The sequence below is a fragment of the Arthrobacter sp. FW306-07-I genome (assembly GCF_021800405.1).
Lineage (GTDB): Bacteria > Actinomycetota > Actinomycetes > Actinomycetales > Micrococcaceae > Arthrobacter.
On sequence record NZ_CP084550.1, the window covers coordinates 4,087,883 to 4,104,086 of the forward strand.

13 protein-coding genes are annotated in these 16,204 nt (G+C 67.1%); 7 read left to right on the forward strand and 6 right to left on the reverse strand.

Annotation, left to right across the window (positions count from 1 at the left end):
* Positions 1–56: 56 nt before the first annotated feature.
* On the forward strand, positions 57–1,034 hold the full coding sequence (locus LFT46_RS19030) for an ABC transporter substrate-binding protein (RefSeq protein ID WP_236820692.1): 978 nt from the start codon (positions 57–59) through the stop codon (positions 1,032–1,034).
* Positions 1,035–1,108: 74 nt separating this feature from the next.
* Here LFT46_RS19030 and LFT46_RS19035 read toward each other — a convergent pair whose 3' ends face one another.
* Complete coding sequence (locus tag LFT46_RS19035; RefSeq protein WP_236820693.1) at positions 1,109–1,807, reverse strand: maleylpyruvate isomerase family mycothiol-dependent enzyme; 699 nt, start codon at positions 1,805–1,807, stop codon at positions 1,109–1,111.
* A gap of 334 nt (positions 1,808–2,141) precedes the next feature.
* Here LFT46_RS19035 and LFT46_RS19040 point away from each other — a divergent pair, with 334 nt between their 5' ends.
* The 4 genes from LFT46_RS19040 to catC all read left to right on the forward strand — a co-directional run bounded on the left by LFT46_RS19040 (position 2,142) and on the right by catC (position 5,923).
* A complete protein-coding gene (locus LFT46_RS19040) occupies positions 2,142–3,515 on the forward strand; it encodes an MFS transporter (RefSeq protein ID WP_236820694.1) in 1,374 nt (457 codons plus the stop codon).
* 74 nt (positions 3,516–3,589) lie between these two features.
* Positions 3,590–4,519, forward strand: coding sequence for a LysR substrate-binding domain-containing protein (locus tag LFT46_RS19045; RefSeq protein ID WP_236820695.1), 930 nt, complete (start codon positions 3,590–3,592; stop codon positions 4,517–4,519).
* Entirely contained in the window at positions 4,516–5,616 is a 1,101-nt protein-coding gene (locus LFT46_RS19050; RefSeq protein ID WP_236820696.1) for a mandelate racemase/muconate lactonizing enzyme family protein, read from the forward strand. The genes LFT46_RS19045 and LFT46_RS19050 overlap by 4 nt, the downstream gene beginning before the upstream one ends.
* Positions 5,617–5,644: 28 nt before the next feature.
* The gene (gene catC, locus LFT46_RS19055) at positions 5,645–5,923 is read left to right on the forward strand and encodes a muconolactone Delta-isomerase (RefSeq protein WP_236820697.1); all 279 of its coding nucleotides are present in this window, start codon (positions 5,645–5,647) and stop codon (positions 5,921–5,923) included.
* A 25-nt stretch (positions 5,924–5,948) separates the two neighbouring features.
* Here the strand turns inward: catC and LFT46_RS19060 are convergent, their stop codons facing one another.
* From LFT46_RS19060 to benA, 5 genes are all read right to left on the reverse strand, one after another.
* The gene (locus tag LFT46_RS19060) at positions 5,949–8,780 is read right to left on the reverse strand and encodes an AAA family ATPase (RefSeq protein ID WP_236820698.1); all 2,832 of its coding nucleotides are present in this window, start codon (positions 8,778–8,780) and stop codon (positions 5,949–5,951) included.
* 58 nt (positions 8,781–8,838) lie between these two features.
* Positions 8,839–9,666, reverse strand: a complete 828-nt coding sequence (locus tag LFT46_RS19065) for a 1,6-dihydroxycyclohexa-2,4-diene-1-carboxylate dehydrogenase (protein WP_236820699.1) — start codon at positions 9,664–9,666, stop codon at positions 8,839–8,841.
* Positions 9,666–11,237 (reverse strand): benzoate 1,2-dioxygenase electron transfer component BenC, encoded by a 1,572-nt coding sequence (benC, locus tag LFT46_RS19070; RefSeq protein WP_236820700.1) that lies wholly within the window; start codon positions 11,235–11,237, stop codon positions 9,666–9,668. The genes LFT46_RS19065 and benC overlap by 1 nt, the downstream gene beginning before the upstream one ends.
* A gap of 123 nt (positions 11,238–11,360) precedes the next feature.
* A complete protein-coding gene (gene benB, locus LFT46_RS19075; RefSeq protein WP_236820701.1) occupies positions 11,361–11,897 on the reverse strand; it encodes a benzoate 1,2-dioxygenase small subunit in 537 nt (178 codons plus the stop codon).
* A gap of 33 nt (positions 11,898–11,930) precedes the next feature.
* A complete protein-coding gene (gene benA, locus LFT46_RS19080) occupies positions 11,931–13,316 on the reverse strand; it encodes a benzoate 1,2-dioxygenase large subunit (protein ID WP_236820702.1) in 1,386 nt (461 codons plus the stop codon).
* 329 nt (positions 13,317–13,645) lie between these two features.
* Here benA and catA point away from each other — a divergent pair, with 329 nt between their 5' ends.
* Together catA and LFT46_RS19090 are read left to right on the forward strand one after the other, a co-directional pair.
* On the forward strand, positions 13,646–14,527 hold the full coding sequence (catA, locus tag LFT46_RS19085; protein WP_236820703.1) for a catechol 1,2-dioxygenase: 882 nt from the start codon (positions 13,646–13,648) through the stop codon (positions 14,525–14,527).
* Positions 14,528–14,618: 91 nt separating this feature from the next.
* Positions 14,619–15,896 carry a benzoate/H(+) symporter BenE family transporter gene (locus LFT46_RS19090; RefSeq protein ID WP_236820704.1) on the forward strand — a complete coding sequence of 426 codons (1,278 nt, stop codon included), beginning with the start codon at positions 14,619–14,621 and terminating at the stop codon, positions 15,894–15,896.
* Positions 15,897–16,204: the final 308 nt, after the last annotated feature.

Genomic DNA, 16,204 nt, shown 5'->3' on the forward strand with positions numbered 1-16,204 from the left:
AGTTGCTGCAACGCGCACATTCCGTTGCATCTTTCGCCCCTTTCCAAGGAGGAACCATGGCCTTCAAAACCAAGCCGGCCGCCGTCGTGGCCCTTGCCGTCTCAGCGCTGCTGGGACTGGCTGCCTGCTCCGATCCCGGCGCCTCGGCGGCGACAGCACCGTCGTCGTCCGCCACCAATTCCACCGGCAAGACCTTCAACCTTTCCCCCCAGCAGGACCGCTTCAAAGCCTCCGTAGACTCCGCGGCAGCAGCCCTGGTCCCGGAAGCCATCAAGGCCGACGGCAAGCTCACCGTGGTGACCACGGGCGGCGCGGCACCGCTCAGCCTGTTCGCCACGGACAACAAGACCCTGATCGGCAGCGAGGTGGACATTGCCTACGCCGTGGGCGAAGCACTGGGACTCCAGGTCGAGGTCCTGCCCGTGGCCTGGGCCGACTGGCCGCTGGGCATTGAGTCATCCAAGTACGAGGCCGTGCTCTCCAACGTCACCGTCACCGAGGCGCGCAAGGAAAAGTTCGACTTCGCCACCTACCGCAACGACCTGCTGGGCTTCTACGCCAAGAGTGATTCCGGCATCGGTGAGATCAAGGAAGCCAAGGACGTGGCGGGCAAGAAGATCATCGTGGGCTCGGGCACCAACCAGGAAGCCATCCTGGTGCGCTGGGACGACGAGAACAAGAAGAACGGCCTGGCGCCGGTTGAGTTCCAGTATTACGACGACGACTCCGCCTCGAGCCTGGCGCTCCAGTCAGGACGTGCGGACCTGACGTTCGGACCCAACGCGGCCGCCGCCTACAAGGCGGCGCAGGACGGGAAGACGAAGGAGGTGGGCACGCTGAACGGCGGCTGGCCGCTGACGGCACAGATTGCCTTCACCACGAAGAAGGGCAATGGGCTGGCAGTCGCGGCGCAGGCTGCGCTGAACCACCTGATCGAGGACGGCACCTACGCCAAGATCCTGGGCCGCTGGGGCCTCTCCTCCGAGGCCATCCAGAAGTCCGAGCTGAACCCGGCGGGCCTGCCCAAGAAGTAGCGGCCTGCCGACGAAGGAATCCCCGCCGGGTGAACCAGCAACTCGCTGGAGCCCGGCGGGGATTTTTCTTTGCTTTACCAGGAGGGCAGCGCGGGCACCGGGCCTGCCGCCTCAACATCTTCGGCGTCCCCGCGTGCCAGCCATTTCAGCAGGCCCTCCCGGTCCGATTCAACCCGCAGGCCGCCGTCACCGATGACCCACTCGTCGCGTTCCTCGGTAACCAGCGTCATCCCTGGCGCGCCCTTGGCCCGCATGGCACGTACTACGGCCTCGATGGCGTTCAACAGCGAATCGGGGTCAGCCTCTTCGATGGTCCAGGCGGTTTCCAGGTCATGGTGGTGCACCACCACCTCGGCAATCCGCAGCGCCACGATCGACGTGGCCGGCAGGTCCCGTCCCCCGATCTTTACTTCCGGTGCCGCAAGTTCTCCGGTCAACCGCTGGGCTTCCCCGGCGAAGGCGGCGGCCGAGTCCCGCACTTCAGCCAGGAGGTCCTCCCGTGGCGTGGCAGCAAGGGCGGCAATTGCCTGCGCGCGCGCTTCAGGGGACGCGTACAACTGGCGTTCCTCCCCGGAGGTTGCCCAGTCGATCAGCCCAACCAGGGCACGTCCGCTGGATGCGACGTGGGCGATGACGTGGGCACGGGTCCACCCTTCACACAGCGAAGGGGCAGCCAGTTCTTCATCGGACAAGGAGGAGACCGTGGCCAGGAACATGTCCGTCTCCCGGCCCAAGCGGGACAAGTCTGAGTGCAGCCGTGCTGGATTGATCATTCCGCCAGCCTAACCGGGGCGTCATGGCCCCGGCCATGGTTACGGCCCGCCTGGTTCATACCGGCCGCGTATGGACTAAGACTGGTCCTCCCGCCACCGCCAAAGAGCCGCCGCCACCGGGCGCATTGGGCCTGTTCGCGCTGGATCCATTGCAAATACAGCCCCTTTGATATGCGGAAACGGCACAATGCACCCCCGGCGGGAAACCGGGCATTTCCCTCATATGCCGTGTGTCACATTGGCTGTCAGGCTGGGGTGCCGAGGCCGCGGTCCGGATCCATCCGAATGCCGCAACGCCTCCACACCCGCCCCCCCCCCTGAAAGGACCTGCGCCATGACCCTGCCGCACCCCCAATCCACGATCTCCGAAAACCCGGGAAAGGAGGTCCGGACGGCCAACTGGGTGGCCTTCATCATCTGCGCCGCCCTCCTTTTTGATGGCTACGACCTGGTGGTTTACGGCACCGTCCTTCCGGGACTGCTCGCGGACGCGGGCCAAATCGGTCATTTCGATGCGGCCACGGCCGGCCTCCTGGGGTCCTGGGCCCTGATCGGCGTGCTGGTGGGGTCGCTGGCGTGCGGGGCGATCGGTGACTTCTTCGGCCGCCGCCGGCTGATGCTCGCGGGCATCGCCTGGTTCTCCCTGGGCATGTTCGCCACCGCCCTGGCCACTGACGTCACCGCCTTCGGGGCCCTCCGGTTTGCCACCGGGCTGGGCCTGGGCGTCGTCATCGCCAGCGCCGGCGCCACCATGGCCGAGTTCGCACCCGCGGGACGGCGTCAGTTCTACAACGCGATCGTGTACTCCGGAGTCCCCGCGGGCGGAGTGCTGGCGTCCGTCCTGGGCATCGCCTTCCTGGACAGCATCGGCTGGCGGGGCCTCTTCGTCATTGGATCCCTGCCCCTCCTGGTCATCCTGCCCATCGCCTGGCGGAAGCTTCCGGAGTCCCCGCGGTGGCTGTTGGCCCGGGGCAGGGAAGAGGAAGCGCTGGCCGCCGCATGGCGTACCGGAGTGCCGCTCGCCGAAGAGCAGGTGATCCGGGAGGCCGGCGCCGCTCCGCGGAAGTCCGGGTTTCCCGCCGTCTTCTCCCGCCAGTTCGCCGTGGCCTCGATCCTGCTGGGCCTGATGTCCTTCTGTGGTCTCCTGCTGACGTACGGGCTCAACACCTGGCTGCCCAAGATCATGGAGGGCTACGGTTACGGCCGGACCTATGCCCTGTTCTTCCCGCTGGCCCTGAACCTCGGCGCCGTGGTGGGCGGATTGGTGGCCTCCCGGATGGCGGACCGGAACGGACCGCAGCGGGTCATTGCTGCCACGTTTGCCCTCGCCACCATTTCCCTGGGATTGATGACGTTCAGCTTCCCGCTGCCGCTGCTCTTCACCTTCATCGCCACCGCAGGGGTGGGAACCCTGGGCACCCAGGTGCTGGTCTACGGTTTCCAGTCCAACTATTTCACCACCAATGCCCGCGCCGCCGGCGTCGCCTGGTGCGCCAGCGTGGGCCGGCTCGGCGGGGTCCTGGGCCCGATCATCGGCGGCTGGCTGGCCGCAGCGGGCATCGGCGGGGCAACAGCCTTCTACCTTTACGGAGCGGTAGCCCTGCTCGGCGGCGCCGTCACTGTCCTGGTGCCGCGCCAGCCCAGGCTCGAAGAAGCTGTGCCCGCAGCGGAGGAACAGCAAGATTACGTCGAAAAAGTATCTAAGTAAGGCTTTTTATGGTTACTCTATGAATCAATGAGGCCGCGCCGCGCCTCCCCCGGCCCGTTGGAAGGTGGCACCGGATGGACATCCGCCAGCTGAACTACTTCATCGCGGTGGCGGAGGAGCGGCACTTCGGCAGGGCGGCAAAGCGCCTGCACATGGCGCAGCCGCCCCTGTCCCAGCAGATCCGCCAACTGGAAGACCAACTGGGCGTCCAGCTGCTCAACCGCACCACCCGGCGGGTGGACCTAACGGCGGCGGGCCAGCTCCTGCTGGACCGCGGCCGCCAGATCGTCAACGACGTCGAGACGCTCCGGGCCGATGTCTACCAAGTGGGCAAGGGCGCCACCGGCGTCCTCCGGGTGGGGTTTTCCGGATCGGCAACCTACGGGGTCATGCCCCGGATCGCGCGGCTCACCAAGCAGGTCCTGCCCGGCCTGTCGCTGGCGCTGAACGGGGAGATGCTGACGCCGTCCATGGAAGCGGGGCTGCGGAACGGGACCCTGGACGCGGCGCTGCTGCGTCCCCCCGTTGCCTCCGAAGAGATCGACTACCGCGTGGTCAGCCAGGAGCCACTCGTCGTCGCGCTTCCCTCCTTCAGCGCCCTGGCGGTGGACCGGCCCGTGGCCATGCATGAACTGCAGGACCAGGACTTCATCGCCTACGCTCCGGAGTCCGTGCTGAACCGTATTACCTCGGACCTCTGCCGCCAGGCGGGCTTCCAGCCGCGGATCACGCAAGTGGTGGGTGAGACCTCCACAATGCTGGCGTTCGTGGCTGCGGGCGGCGGCATCGCCGTCATGCCGTCCAGCGTGCGCGCCTTCCAGCTCGAAGGCGTCGCGTACCGGGAAATCGACAACGTTCCGCCGGTGGAACTCGCCGTCGCCTGGCTGCGCGGCCACCGGTCCGCCCTCCTGCAAAACTTCCTGGACATCGTGGCCAGGGCAACCGCTGACGCCACCCCTGCCGGCACCCCCGCTCCCGCTGATGAAAGGCTCCTCCCGTCATGAAGATCGCAGCCATCGAGGCGATCCCCTACTCGATCCCGTACCGCCACCCGCTGCATTTCGCCTCCGGTTCCGTGCACGAGGCCGACCACGTCCTGGTCCGCGTCCACACCGACGACGGCGTGGTGGGCACTGCGGACACCCCGCCCCGCCCCTACACCTATGGTGAGACGCAGAAGTCCATCGTGGCGGTAGTGCAGGATGTCTTCGCCCCGCAGCTGGTGGGCACCGACGTCTTTGACCGGGAAAAAATCCAGGCCGTCCTGGCGCGCACCATCCACAACCAGACGGCCAAGGGCGCGGTGGATATCGCCGTTTGGGACGTCATCGGCAAGACCCTGGGGCAGCCCGTGACCAAGCTGCTGGGCGGCTATACCGATTCGCTGCGCGTCTCCCACATGCTCGGATTCAAACCCGCCAAGGAACTCCTGGCCTTGGCCCTGGAGTTCCGGGAAACCTACGGCATCAACACCTTCAAGCTGAAGACCGGCCGCCGGCCGCTGAACCTGGACATCGAGGCTGCCAGGGTGCTGCGGGAGGGCCTGGGCGAGGACGCCGAGCTGTACATGGACGCCAACCGCGGCTGGACGGCCAACGAGGCCGCCGAGGTGCTGCGCCGCACCGCCGACCTCGGCCTGCAGTTCCTTGAGGAGCCGGACGACGCCCGCGAAGTCCTGGGCCGCCGGCGCCTGGTCACCAACTCCCCCATTCCCATTGCCGCGGACGAATCCGCCGCCAACCTGGGCGAGGCGGCCCGCGAAATCCTGACCGGCGGGGCCAACCTGCTGTCCGTGAAGACCGCCCGGTCGGGCTTCACCGAGGCCGCCAAGATCGTTGGCATGGCCGAGGGCATGGGCATCGACGTCTACATCGGCAACCAGATCGACACCCAGGTGGGCACGGTCGCCTCCGTGGTGTTCGGCGCAGCCTTCGCCCACACCGCCAGGCGTGCGGCGGAGCTGTCCAACTACCTGGATATGACCGATGACCTGCTAGCGCAACCACTGGCCATCACCGGCGGCCGGATTCACGTTCCCGAAACTCCCGGCGCAGGCACCGATGTGGACGAGGACAAGCTGGCCCACTACCGCACCGACTGACACCCGTTCCTTCCACCGAGAGGTCACCATGAAGTACCTGGTCCATATGGACGTCAAACTGCCCGCCGGCATGCCCGCCGAAGAAGCCGCCGGCATCAAGGCAAAGGAGAAGGCCTACTCCCAGGAACTGCAGCGTTCCGGCAAGTGGCCCGAGATCTGGCGAGTGGTGGGCGAATACGCCAACTACTCCATCTTCGATGTCGAATCGAACGACGAGCTGCACGGGATTCTGCAGGACCTTCCGCTGTTCCCGTACATGGACATCACCGTGGTTCCGCTGGCCAAGCACCCGTCGGACGTCAAGTAGGCAGCAGTCCCCGCGGCGTTCCGGGTCAGTCCCTGGCCCGGAACGCGGCAGCAAGTTCGCTGCGCGACCGGATTCCCATCTTCCGGTACAGCCGCGTCAGGTGGTACTGCACCGTCTTTTCGGCCAGGAACAGGGACCGGGCCGCCTCCTTGTTGGTTGCCCCGGCAGCCACCAGTTCGGCGACGGCCTGTTCCTGGGCGGTGAGCTGTTGATGGTGGCTGCCCACCGAGGAGAGCACGGGATCCGCCGGGTCCGGCAGGTTCCCCACGTCGAGGCCGGTTGCCTTCAGCTCGCGGTCGCACCGTTCCACGTACGTGGCCGCGCCAAGGGTGTCGTACAGATCCCGCGCCGCCCGCAGCACCGATGAGGCCAGGCGCCGCTTTCCGGCCCGGCGCATGCTTTGCCCGAACGCGAAACTTATCCGCGCACGCAGATAAGGGCGGTTGAGCCCGCGAAGGTGCCCCAGCGCCGCCTCGAAGTACTCCCTTGCCGTGTCCGGGTCGCCCTGCGCGGCCAGCAGCCGCCCCCGCGCCCACGCCACGCGGGCCAGGTCCGAGGGGACTTCCCGTTCGCGGTGCACTCGCTCGAACGCGGTCAGGAACGTCTCAGCGGCATCGAGCTTGTCCGTCATGACCAGGGCGTTGACATACGTGTCCTGCCAGGGCCAAAAGGACACCCGCTGATCAGTCCAGGGGTCCAGCTCCGCCAGCGGCTGCATGGCAGCCAGGGCACTTTCGTAGTCCGCCCGTGCCTCGTGGAAGCGGGCGCGCGCCAGGCTGGCCGGGACCTGCATGGCGCGGTAGGTTCCCGGCTGCACCGCGGCCTGCGAGACGTAGTAGCGTGCGCGGTCCCAGTCGCCCCGCATGGACCACAGCTCGGCGGCCGTCCAATACAGCAGCGGCCGGATCAGCGGCATCCGCGAGGTCTCCAGCCGGACGCTGGCCCGGGAGATGGTGGCGGCGGCCGCATCCCAGTTGCCCAGCACAAGGTGGGTGCGGGCCAGCCAGGCCTCGGCCCACAGGGAGATCCGCAGCGATCCCCCGCGGTACTCCGTGGGGGCGGCCGACTCAAAATTCACCAGCGCGGATTCGGCGTTGTCCAAGCGCAGGGCCAGCCAGCCGGCACCCATCTGCACCCGTTGCTTCTGGGCATTCTCGGCCGCCTGGGCTGAGGCCCGCTGGTAGGAGGCCTCGGCGTCCGATATCCGGCCCTGGGCATACAGGCCCAGGCCGTAGATGGCTTCCGACTCGATGTGCGCCGGTGTTCCGGGCTCGGTCAGAGCCATGGCTCGTTCGGCCCAACCGGTGATCATCGGGCCGTCCCAGGAGGCCACCCCGTGGAGGACGAAACGCTGGGCCACCTGTGCTGCGGCAGCGGGTTCATGCTGCGGATTGCTGGTCCGCCAGGCCATCTCCAGTTGGCTTTGGGCGCTGTCGTTCTGGCCGGACACCGTGGACAGGTACCCAAGCACCGAGGAGCGCAGGGGCGACGGCGGCAGGGCATCCACTGCCCCGGCCCAGGCCTGCGCCTGGGCCACATTGCCGGAGCCGACCAGGGCGTCGACGGCTTTCAGGAGCCGGAGGTTGCGGGCGCGGATATTGGGGGACAGCCGCGAGGCGGGGAACAGCGCGGTGGAGGCATCCTGCCACGCCCCGACCGTGGCCTGCCGCCGGGCGAAGTCTTCCAGTTCCGCGGCCAGGGTTTCGTCTGCGGCCGGGGTGGCGGCAACCCGGTGGCCCAACTGTTCGCCCTCGGACTGGACGGCCTCGGCGGCCTTCCGGTGCAGGGCAATGCGCCGGCTGGGGACGATCTGTTCGTAGACGGCTTCCGCGGTGCCGGGTTCCAGGAAGGCGACGGCGGAGCGGGACTGGTCCACGGACAGTCCCAGGAGCCCCGCACGGTGTCCCTCATCGAGTGCCGGCAAGACGGATTCCAGGCCGCCCACCCTGGCCACCTCAGCCAGGCCGGCGCCGGGGCCGAGCACAGCTGCGGCCTCCGCGGCGGCGACCAAGGCGGGGGACGCGGCGGCCAGGACGCTGCGGACCCTGGCGCGCACCCGGGAGGTGGGCGGCAGGGACGGGAACCACGACTGCCACGTTTCCGGCGGCAGCTCGCGGAGCAGCTCCACGATGGACTGGGCAATCCCGCCGGTGTGCGTCACCAGGCCGTGGGCCGCCGTCGCGCTGAGGTCCAGGCCGAACAGGCCCCGGGCCACGTCCTGGACCTGCTGCGGCGTGAGCGGTTCCAGTGGAATACGGACCACCTGGTGGCCGGTGAGGAAGTCGAGGACACCGGCGGGGACGCGGGACGCGTCACCAGGGTTCAGTGTCAGCAGGAACAGGACCCGCTTGTCGTGCAGCCTGCGCATGACGAAGGTGAGGACACGCAGGCTCTCCTCATCGAGCTTGTGGACGTCGTCGACGGCGACCACCACGCTGCCGTGCGTCTGCAGGCCTTCGAGATGGGTGCTGAGGGTGGAGGCGTAGTTGATCACCTGGTCGGGGGTCAGGGAGGCCACGGGCCCCGGCGCCACGGCCGGGCCGCCGTCGTAATCCTTAGCCGTCCGGAGCGGCAGGGTCCGCATGAGCTGGGAGTAGCCGGCCAGGGCGAACTGCGCCTCCCAGTCGTCCCCCATGGCGGACAGGACGCGGACGCCGCGGGCGGCCGTCCGGCAGTGGTCAAGGAAGAGTTCCAGGAGCGCGGTTTTGCCGGACCCGGACGGTCCGGAGAGGACCACGGTTCCCACCTTGCCCTTGCGGACGGTGCGGAGGATTTCCAGCAGCTGCTCGAACGCCGCGGCCCGGCCCGCCAGCGGGAAGCCCTCCGCCATCTCGCCCTGGGTGGAGCCCGCCGTCATGGCCGCCATCCTACCGGAGCGGCCTGGGCGCCCCCATTGCGCGCATCCACCGGATGCACTAGCCCAGGTCGCCGCCGGCCACAGGGAGGATGCTGCCGGTGAGGTAGGAGGCCTCGTCCGAGGCAAGGAACACGATGGGCGCTGCCTGCTCATCCAGGGTGCCGTAGCGCTTCATGAACGATGACTCCACCGTCTGGTCAACGATGGTCTGGTACCAGTCCTTCTCGGTGGCGGATTCGGCGTCCGGCCCGCGCTTGACCCTGCGCGGCGGGGCTTCCGTGCCGCCCGGGGCGGTGGCCACCACGCGGATGCCGTGCCCGGCAACCTCCATGGCCAGTGACTGGGTCAGGGCGTTCACGCCACCTTTCGCCGCGGCATAGGGCACCCGGTGCATTCCGCGGGTGGCTACGGAGGAGACGTTCACGATCGTGCCGGAGCCCTGCTCCATCATGGCCGGCAGGACTGCCCGGCAGGTCCAGAGCGTGGGGAAGAGGGAACGGCGGATTTCCTTCTCGATCTTGTCCTCGTCGTACTCCTGGTAGGGCCGGGCCCAGATGGTGCCGCCCACGTTGTTGACCAGGACGTCCACCCGCCCGTGGGCGGCCAGGGCTGCCTTGATGGCCTGGGTGGCGCCGGCGAAGGTCTCCAGGTCCGCGGTGACGGACGTCGCCGAGCCGTCCGAACCCGACGCCTTGGCGTCTTCCCCGATGCCACGGGCAACGTCGTGGACCAGGTCCGCGCGGTCCACCAGGACCACGGCGCCGCCCTCGGCGCCGATGCGTTCGGCCACCTTCTGGCCGATCCCCTGGGCGGCACCGGTGACGACGGCGACCTTGCCGCCGAACCTGCCCGGCGTCACGTATTGCCCGGCATACGGCGCGGCCATCAGTGGGCCGCCTTGGCGTCGATGGCACCGACCATGGTGCCCTTGGCATCCTGGGCGTGGGCCATGATGACTTCGCGCAGCCGGGCTTTGTCCCCGCGTTCAAAGGCGTCGACGACGTCGAGGTGGTCCTGCGTGACGCGCTCGAAGATCGGTGTGCCGGCTTCGAAGGCCGCGGCCATCTGGGCGTGGACGTCCAGGCGGCGGTAGGACTCCAGGAGCATCGGGTTGTCGCAGATCGTGAAGAGGTACTCGTGGAATTCCTCGTTGGTGCGTGCAAACGCGTCGGGATCGGTGATGTTTCCGGCCTGCACCGAACCGGTGGTGGCTTCGGCCAGGCGGCGGAACTGGCGCAGCTGCTCCTGGCTGAGCCGCCCCAGCAGCAGTTCGCTGACGGCAAGCTCCAGGCCCATGCGGGCATCCAACTGGGCGAAGCTGTCCTCCTTGCGGAAGTCCAGCCTGCCGGTCTCCAGCGAGGACACGGCCTCGCTGCGGCTCATGGTGTCGCCATCGGCCTGGATTTTCTCAACCGGAGCCGGGGCACCCGTTTCGGCGTCGCCTCCGGTGGTTTCCTTCGGCGCGAACCGTTCGAAGTAGAAGTTGGCGGGCTTGATGCCTTCGGTGTCCAGCCATTTGGAGACTGCGTTGACCATGGGCGGCGGGCCGCAGAGGTAGATGTCCACGTCGCCGTCGTTGAGGTGCTTCGGTTCGATGATCTGGGTGACGTAGCCCGTGTGCGGGGCGGAGGTGCCGGGCTCGGAGGCGATGTAGTCCCAGGTGAAGCCGGGCAGTTTCGCTTCATAGGCGCGCAGCCAGTCCAGGCCCACGATGTCGGCCTCGCGGGTGAGCCCGTAGATCAGGTGGACCGGCGTGGAGGGCGGGTTTTCGGCGAGCTTTTCCAGGATGGACAGCAGCGGGGCCAGGCCGGTGCCGCCGGCCAGGAGCAGCAGGGGCCGCTTGGGCTCGCGCAGGAAGAACGATCCGTAGGGGCCGGTGAAGTTGATGGTGTCACCCACGGCGGCGCGGTCGCGGAGGTACTCGGACATGACGCCCTGCGGGGTCACGCGGACCATGAAGGATGCGTCCTGGACCTCGGGGCCGCTGCTGAAGGAGTAGGAGCGCTCGGCGTCGGTGCCGGGAACTTTGAGGTTGACGTACTGTCCGGGGAGGAAGGCCAGCGCGTCGCGGTTGTCCACCTCAAGGGTGAAGGACACGGTGGTGTCCGTGTGCCGGTTGAGTTCCTTGATGGTGGAGGTGAAGGATGCGGCTGCCGTCTTCGCCGATTCGGACGTTGCCGGGATCTGGATGGCGAGGTCAGACTCCGGCACGGCCTGGCAGGTGAGCAGGTAGCCCTTTTCGAGTTCGTCCTCCGTCATGGCGTCGTCGATGAAGTCGCCCGGGTCGAAGGAACCGGAATCGCAGAAGGCCTTGCAGGTGCCGCAGGCGCCGTCCCGGCAGTCCGATGGAATGTTGATGCGTGCCTTGTAGGCGGCGTCCATGACGGTCTCATAGTCGCCGACCTTGATGACTTTGGTGACGCCGTCCTCGAAGCTGAGGGCTACTTTGTGGCCCATGGGGTCCTCCTGACTGTCCGGGCGCGCCATCGCGGTCCGGAAAAAGTTATGGCGTGCCCGGTGGGCACAGGGTGGAAAATGCCGTGCGGCGCCCGCAGGTCCCGGGCGCCGGCTGCTGGCAGGTCAGATCATGTAGACGTCCACCACGTGGTGGATGTAGTCGTTCTTCAGGACCACCTTCTTCTTCAGGATCACCGGCTGCGGACCTGAAAGGTCCAGGGTGTAGTAGCTGGTGCCGAAGTAGGTGTCCGTCGTGTTGTAGCGGAAGTAGAGGGTGAACCAGTTGAAGCGCACGTCCACTGTGGCGCCGTCGTTCGCCAGCACCTCGACGTCCGTGATGTTGTGGCCCGTGCGGGGCTCCGGGAGGGAGGTGGCCGAGGACCTGTCGGTCTTGATCCGGAACACCCGGTCCTCGATGCCGCCGCGGTTGTCGTAGTAGATCAGGGAGATCTCGTTCTGGGGGTCCTGCGTCAGCTGGTCGTCCACGTCCCAGGCCGGCATCCAGAATTCGGAGTCCGGGTGGTAGCACTCCAGCCATTCGTCGAACTGTCGGTCATCCAGCAGGCGGGCTTCCCGGTAGAGGAACGCGCGGACGGTTTCGAGGGTTGCGATCTCCTCCGTGGTCTTCAGGGCCGGGGCGGTGTGGGTCAGGTTGGTCATGGGTTGTGCGCTCTCTGTGGTTCGGGCGGGCTCTCAGGCGGAGACGGGAACGGATTCCGGGGCGGAACGCTCCTCTTCCTCCGCCAGGGCCCGGTCCATGACTTCCTTCCAGTACCCGTGCTGGATGGGGTAGAGCCCTTCGTCTTCGGTGCGCATGCCGGAGGCGATCACCCGGGTCATGCCCAGGGCCTGTGCCTGCTCATCCGGGCCGCTGATCTCGTGGGCGGAGCCGCGGGTCATGTCGTTCCACGGGGCGCTGGTGGCCCAGTAGGTCTTGTTGCAGGAGCGGAATTCCTCCAGGTCGTCCGGCGTGGCCATGCCCGTGGCGTTGAAGAAGTCCTCGTACTGGCGGATGCGCTTGGAACGGTTCTCCTGGGACTCGCCCTTGGGGGCGATGCAGTAGATGGTCACCTCGGTCTGGTCCGCGGAGATGGGCCGGAAGTGGCGGATCTGGGAGGAGAACTGGTCCATGATGTAGACGTTCGGGTACAGGCAGAGGTTGCGCGAGATGTTGATCATGAAGTTCGCCATCTCCTCGCCGTACTTGGCCACAAGCTCGTCGCGGCGGTCCCACAACGGGCGGTCCTGGGGGTTGGTCCATTCCTGCCACAGCAGCAGGTGCCCGTGGTCGTAGGAGTAGAACCCGCCCTTGACTTTGCCCCACTTGCCGGCGTCCATGGCCTTGGTCTTGTTGGCGGAGTCACCGGCGCTGCGGCGGGCCGTGGTGGCTGCGTAGTTCCAGTGCACTGCGGTGACGTGGTAGCCGTCCGCGCCGTTCTCGGCCTGGACCTTCCAGTTGCCGTCGTAGGTGTAGGTGGAGGAACCGCGCAGCACTTCCAGGCCTTCGGGCGACTGGTCAACGATCGAGTCGATGACCTTGGTGGCATCGCCCAGGTGCTCCTCGAGCGGGAGCACGTCGGCCTTCAGGGAGCCGAACAGGAAGCCGCGGTAGGACTCAAAGCGGGCCACCTTGGTGAGGTCGTGCGAGCCTTCCTTGTTGAAGGTCTCGGGGTAGCCGGCGTTCCGGGAGTCCTTGACCTTGAGCAGCTCGCCGGAGTTCTTGAAGGTCCAGCCGTGGAACGGGCAGGTGAAGGTGGTGCGGTTGTCCGTCTTGCGGCGGCACAGCATGGCGCCGCGGTGCGAACAGGCGTTGACCAGGCAGTTGAGCTTCCCGTCCTTGTCCCGGGTGATCATCACGGGGGTACGGCCGATGTAGGTGGTGAAGTAGTCGCCCACGTTGGGGATCTGCGACTCGTGGGCGAGGTACACCCAGTTGCCTTCGAATATGTGCTTCATCTCGAGTTCGAAGATCTCCTGGTCGGTGAAGATCTCGCGCTTGGCCCGGATGACGCCGTTCTCGCGGTCGTCGATCAAGGCGTCGGCAAGGACCTCGCGGGCATGGATCAGGTTCTCGGTCATGGCGTGCTCCTTCATTGGAGATTGCTGGACGGACGGGCGGAGGTCCACTCGGGAAGAGGCTTCGGCGGCGGACGTTATCCAGCAATTCTTACCGCTCGTGATTGGCCTCACATCAGGCAAATACCTAGGTTCCACCAAGGGTGTCTTTATGTACTGATAATGACTCAAAAGACGCCTAGTTGATATTTGTAGCGTCCTTATCTGCGGCCCTACGATTGAGACCGAGATCACGCGGTGCCGAGCAGGGCAGGTGGAACGTTCCGCCCAGCAGCCCGCGTGGGGAGCAGGAGCCCTTCCTGTCCCATTCAATGAAGAAGGTGGACATCGTCATGACCCAGACCCCAACGGACAGCCGCACGGAAAACGAAGGCACCGCCGTCGAAGCAGGCTCCAAGGCAACCGAACGCTTCGCCGCGTCAGGCAAGCTCTCCCGGGTGGATGTATCCAAGGAACGGGTGAGCCTGCTGGCCGGCGCACTGATCAAGGCCGCCAACGACATCGTCGTGGAGCACCAGGTCACCTATGAGGAATACAACGCCCTTAAAGCATGGCTGATCAAGGTGGGCACGGACGGTGAATGGCCGCTGTTCCTCGACGTCTGGCTTGAACACACCGTTGAGGACGTGAACTCCCAGGACCGACCCGGCACCGTGGGCACCATCGAGGGCCCCTACTACGTCCCCAACTCCCCGGAACTCCAGACGCCTGCCACCGTGGAAATGCGCGACGACGAAGAGGGCACCCCGCTGCGGTTCACCGGCCAGTTCACCGACACCGACGGCAACCCCATCCAGGGTGCCCAGGTGGAGATCTGGCACGCGGACGCCGCCGGTTTCTACTCCCAGTACGCCCCGGGCATGCCCGAGTGGCTCTTCCGGGCCACCGTCAAGGCCTCGGACGACGGCCGGTTCGAGATCAACACCATGCGTCCGGCGCCCTACCAGATCCCCACGGACGGCGCCTGCGGACAGCTGATCAACGCCGCGGGCTGGCACGCCTGGCGTCCGGCGCACATCCACATCAAGGTGTCCGCGCCGGGCTACGAGCCGGTCACGCAGCAGCTGTACTTCCCCGGCGACCCCCACAACGCGGACGACATCGCCTCGGCGGTGAAGCCTGAACTGATGCTGGACCCCCGCCCCCGTTCCGACGGAAAGGGCGAGGAAGTAGTTTATGACTACGTCCTGGCAAAGCAGGGCCAGAAGAAGTAGCACGCAAACTGGGAGATACCCCCGCACGGAGGCGCTCCGGAGCTGATGCTTCGGAGCGCCTCCGGTTTTTCCGCGCCAGCCAGGAGTTCCGATGAGCCATACCCGCCCCGACCCGGCCGCCACATCCGCCGGGTCAGCCCCGCCGGCGCCGGAACCCCTGTTGGAGCGCCCAGGGGTCAGGCCCGCAGGTCCGCGCCGGGTTCTTCGCGACCTGGGCCTGTCGTACGTCTCCAACGGGGCAATCGGGCTCATCTTCGCGGCGTCCGGACCCATCGCCGTCACCCTGGCCGTCGGGACGGCCGGCGGCCTGACCCAGGGCCAACTGTCGTCCTGGGTTTTTGGCATCCTTTTCTCGGGCGGCGCGGCGACCCTGCTGATGTCGCTCATTTACCGGCAGCCCCTGGGCTTCGCGTGGTCCATCCCTGGCACGGTGCTCCTGGGGCCGTCCCTTCAGCACCTGGCCTTCCCCGAAGTCGTCGGGGCCTTCTTCACCTCCGGCGTGCTGATCCTAGCCCTGGGCGCCACCGGGGTGGTGCGCAAAGCCATGGCGCTGGTGCCCATGCCGCTCGTAATGGCCATGGTGGCTGCGGTGTTCCTGAAGTTCGGCACAGACATCGTCGCCGCAACCCAGGACAACCCGGCCGTGGCTGCTCCGATGGTGGCCGCGTTCCTGGTCCTTACCGCAGTTCCCATGCTTGGCAGGTTCCTGCCGCCGGTCCTGGGCACACTGGTGGCGGGCTGCATCGCCGTAGCGGCCAGCGGCCAGTTCAACCTTCCGCCCGGCGGACCGCTCGTGGCCACCCCGGTTTTCACTGCCCCTGAATTTACGTGGGCTGCCCAGCTCGAGCTGGTGGTTCCGCTGGCCCTCACCGTCCTGTTCGTTCAAAATGGCCAGGGCATCGCAGTCCTCCGTGCCGCCGGCCATCAGCCGCCCGTGAATGCCTTCGCCATTGCCTCCGGCGCTTTTTCGGTGCTGAACGCCGGCTTCGGCGCCGTTTCGGCCTGCGTCACAGGCCCCACCAACGCCCTGTTGACCTCGTCCGGGAAGCGGGAGCGCCAATACACGGCCGCCGTGGCGTATGGCCTGCTGGCCCTGGTGTTCGCTGCTTTTGCTCCCACTCTGACCCGGCTGATGCTCGCCGCGCCCAAGGAGTTTGTGCTGGCGTTGGGCGGCATCGCGATGCTGCGGGCCCTCCAGCAGGCCTTCGTCGCGGCCTTCGCCACCAGCTTCACCCTGGGCTCGCTGGTGACGTTCGTGGTGACCATCTCCGGCATGAACCTCTTCAACATCCATGCAGCCTTCTGGGGCCTGGTCATCGGCTACGGGGTGTCCCGCCTGCTGGAGCGCGCGGACCACGCCCAGCCGTGAGGCGGGAACGGGCGCGTGCCACAGAACCCGGCGGGGATTCTTCCGTGTCAGCGCGGGTCCGGTTCAACCGCCAGGCCAGCCGGTGCAGGAAAGTTGCTGTCCTGCTCCGGAACGCCAACCACGCCCGCCGCTTCCACCCGGGCTTCGCGATGACCTGTGGGGCGTGTGGCAGTGCGCTCCCGCCGGCGCGGATGGCGCCCGCAAACAAGAGGGCAACGAGGCTTGCGCTTTCCATCTTTCTCCAAGCTGTACTGATAAATCCCGGGTGTACCAGTACCCTGCCCGGCAGAAGAAGGCTTCAAACATCA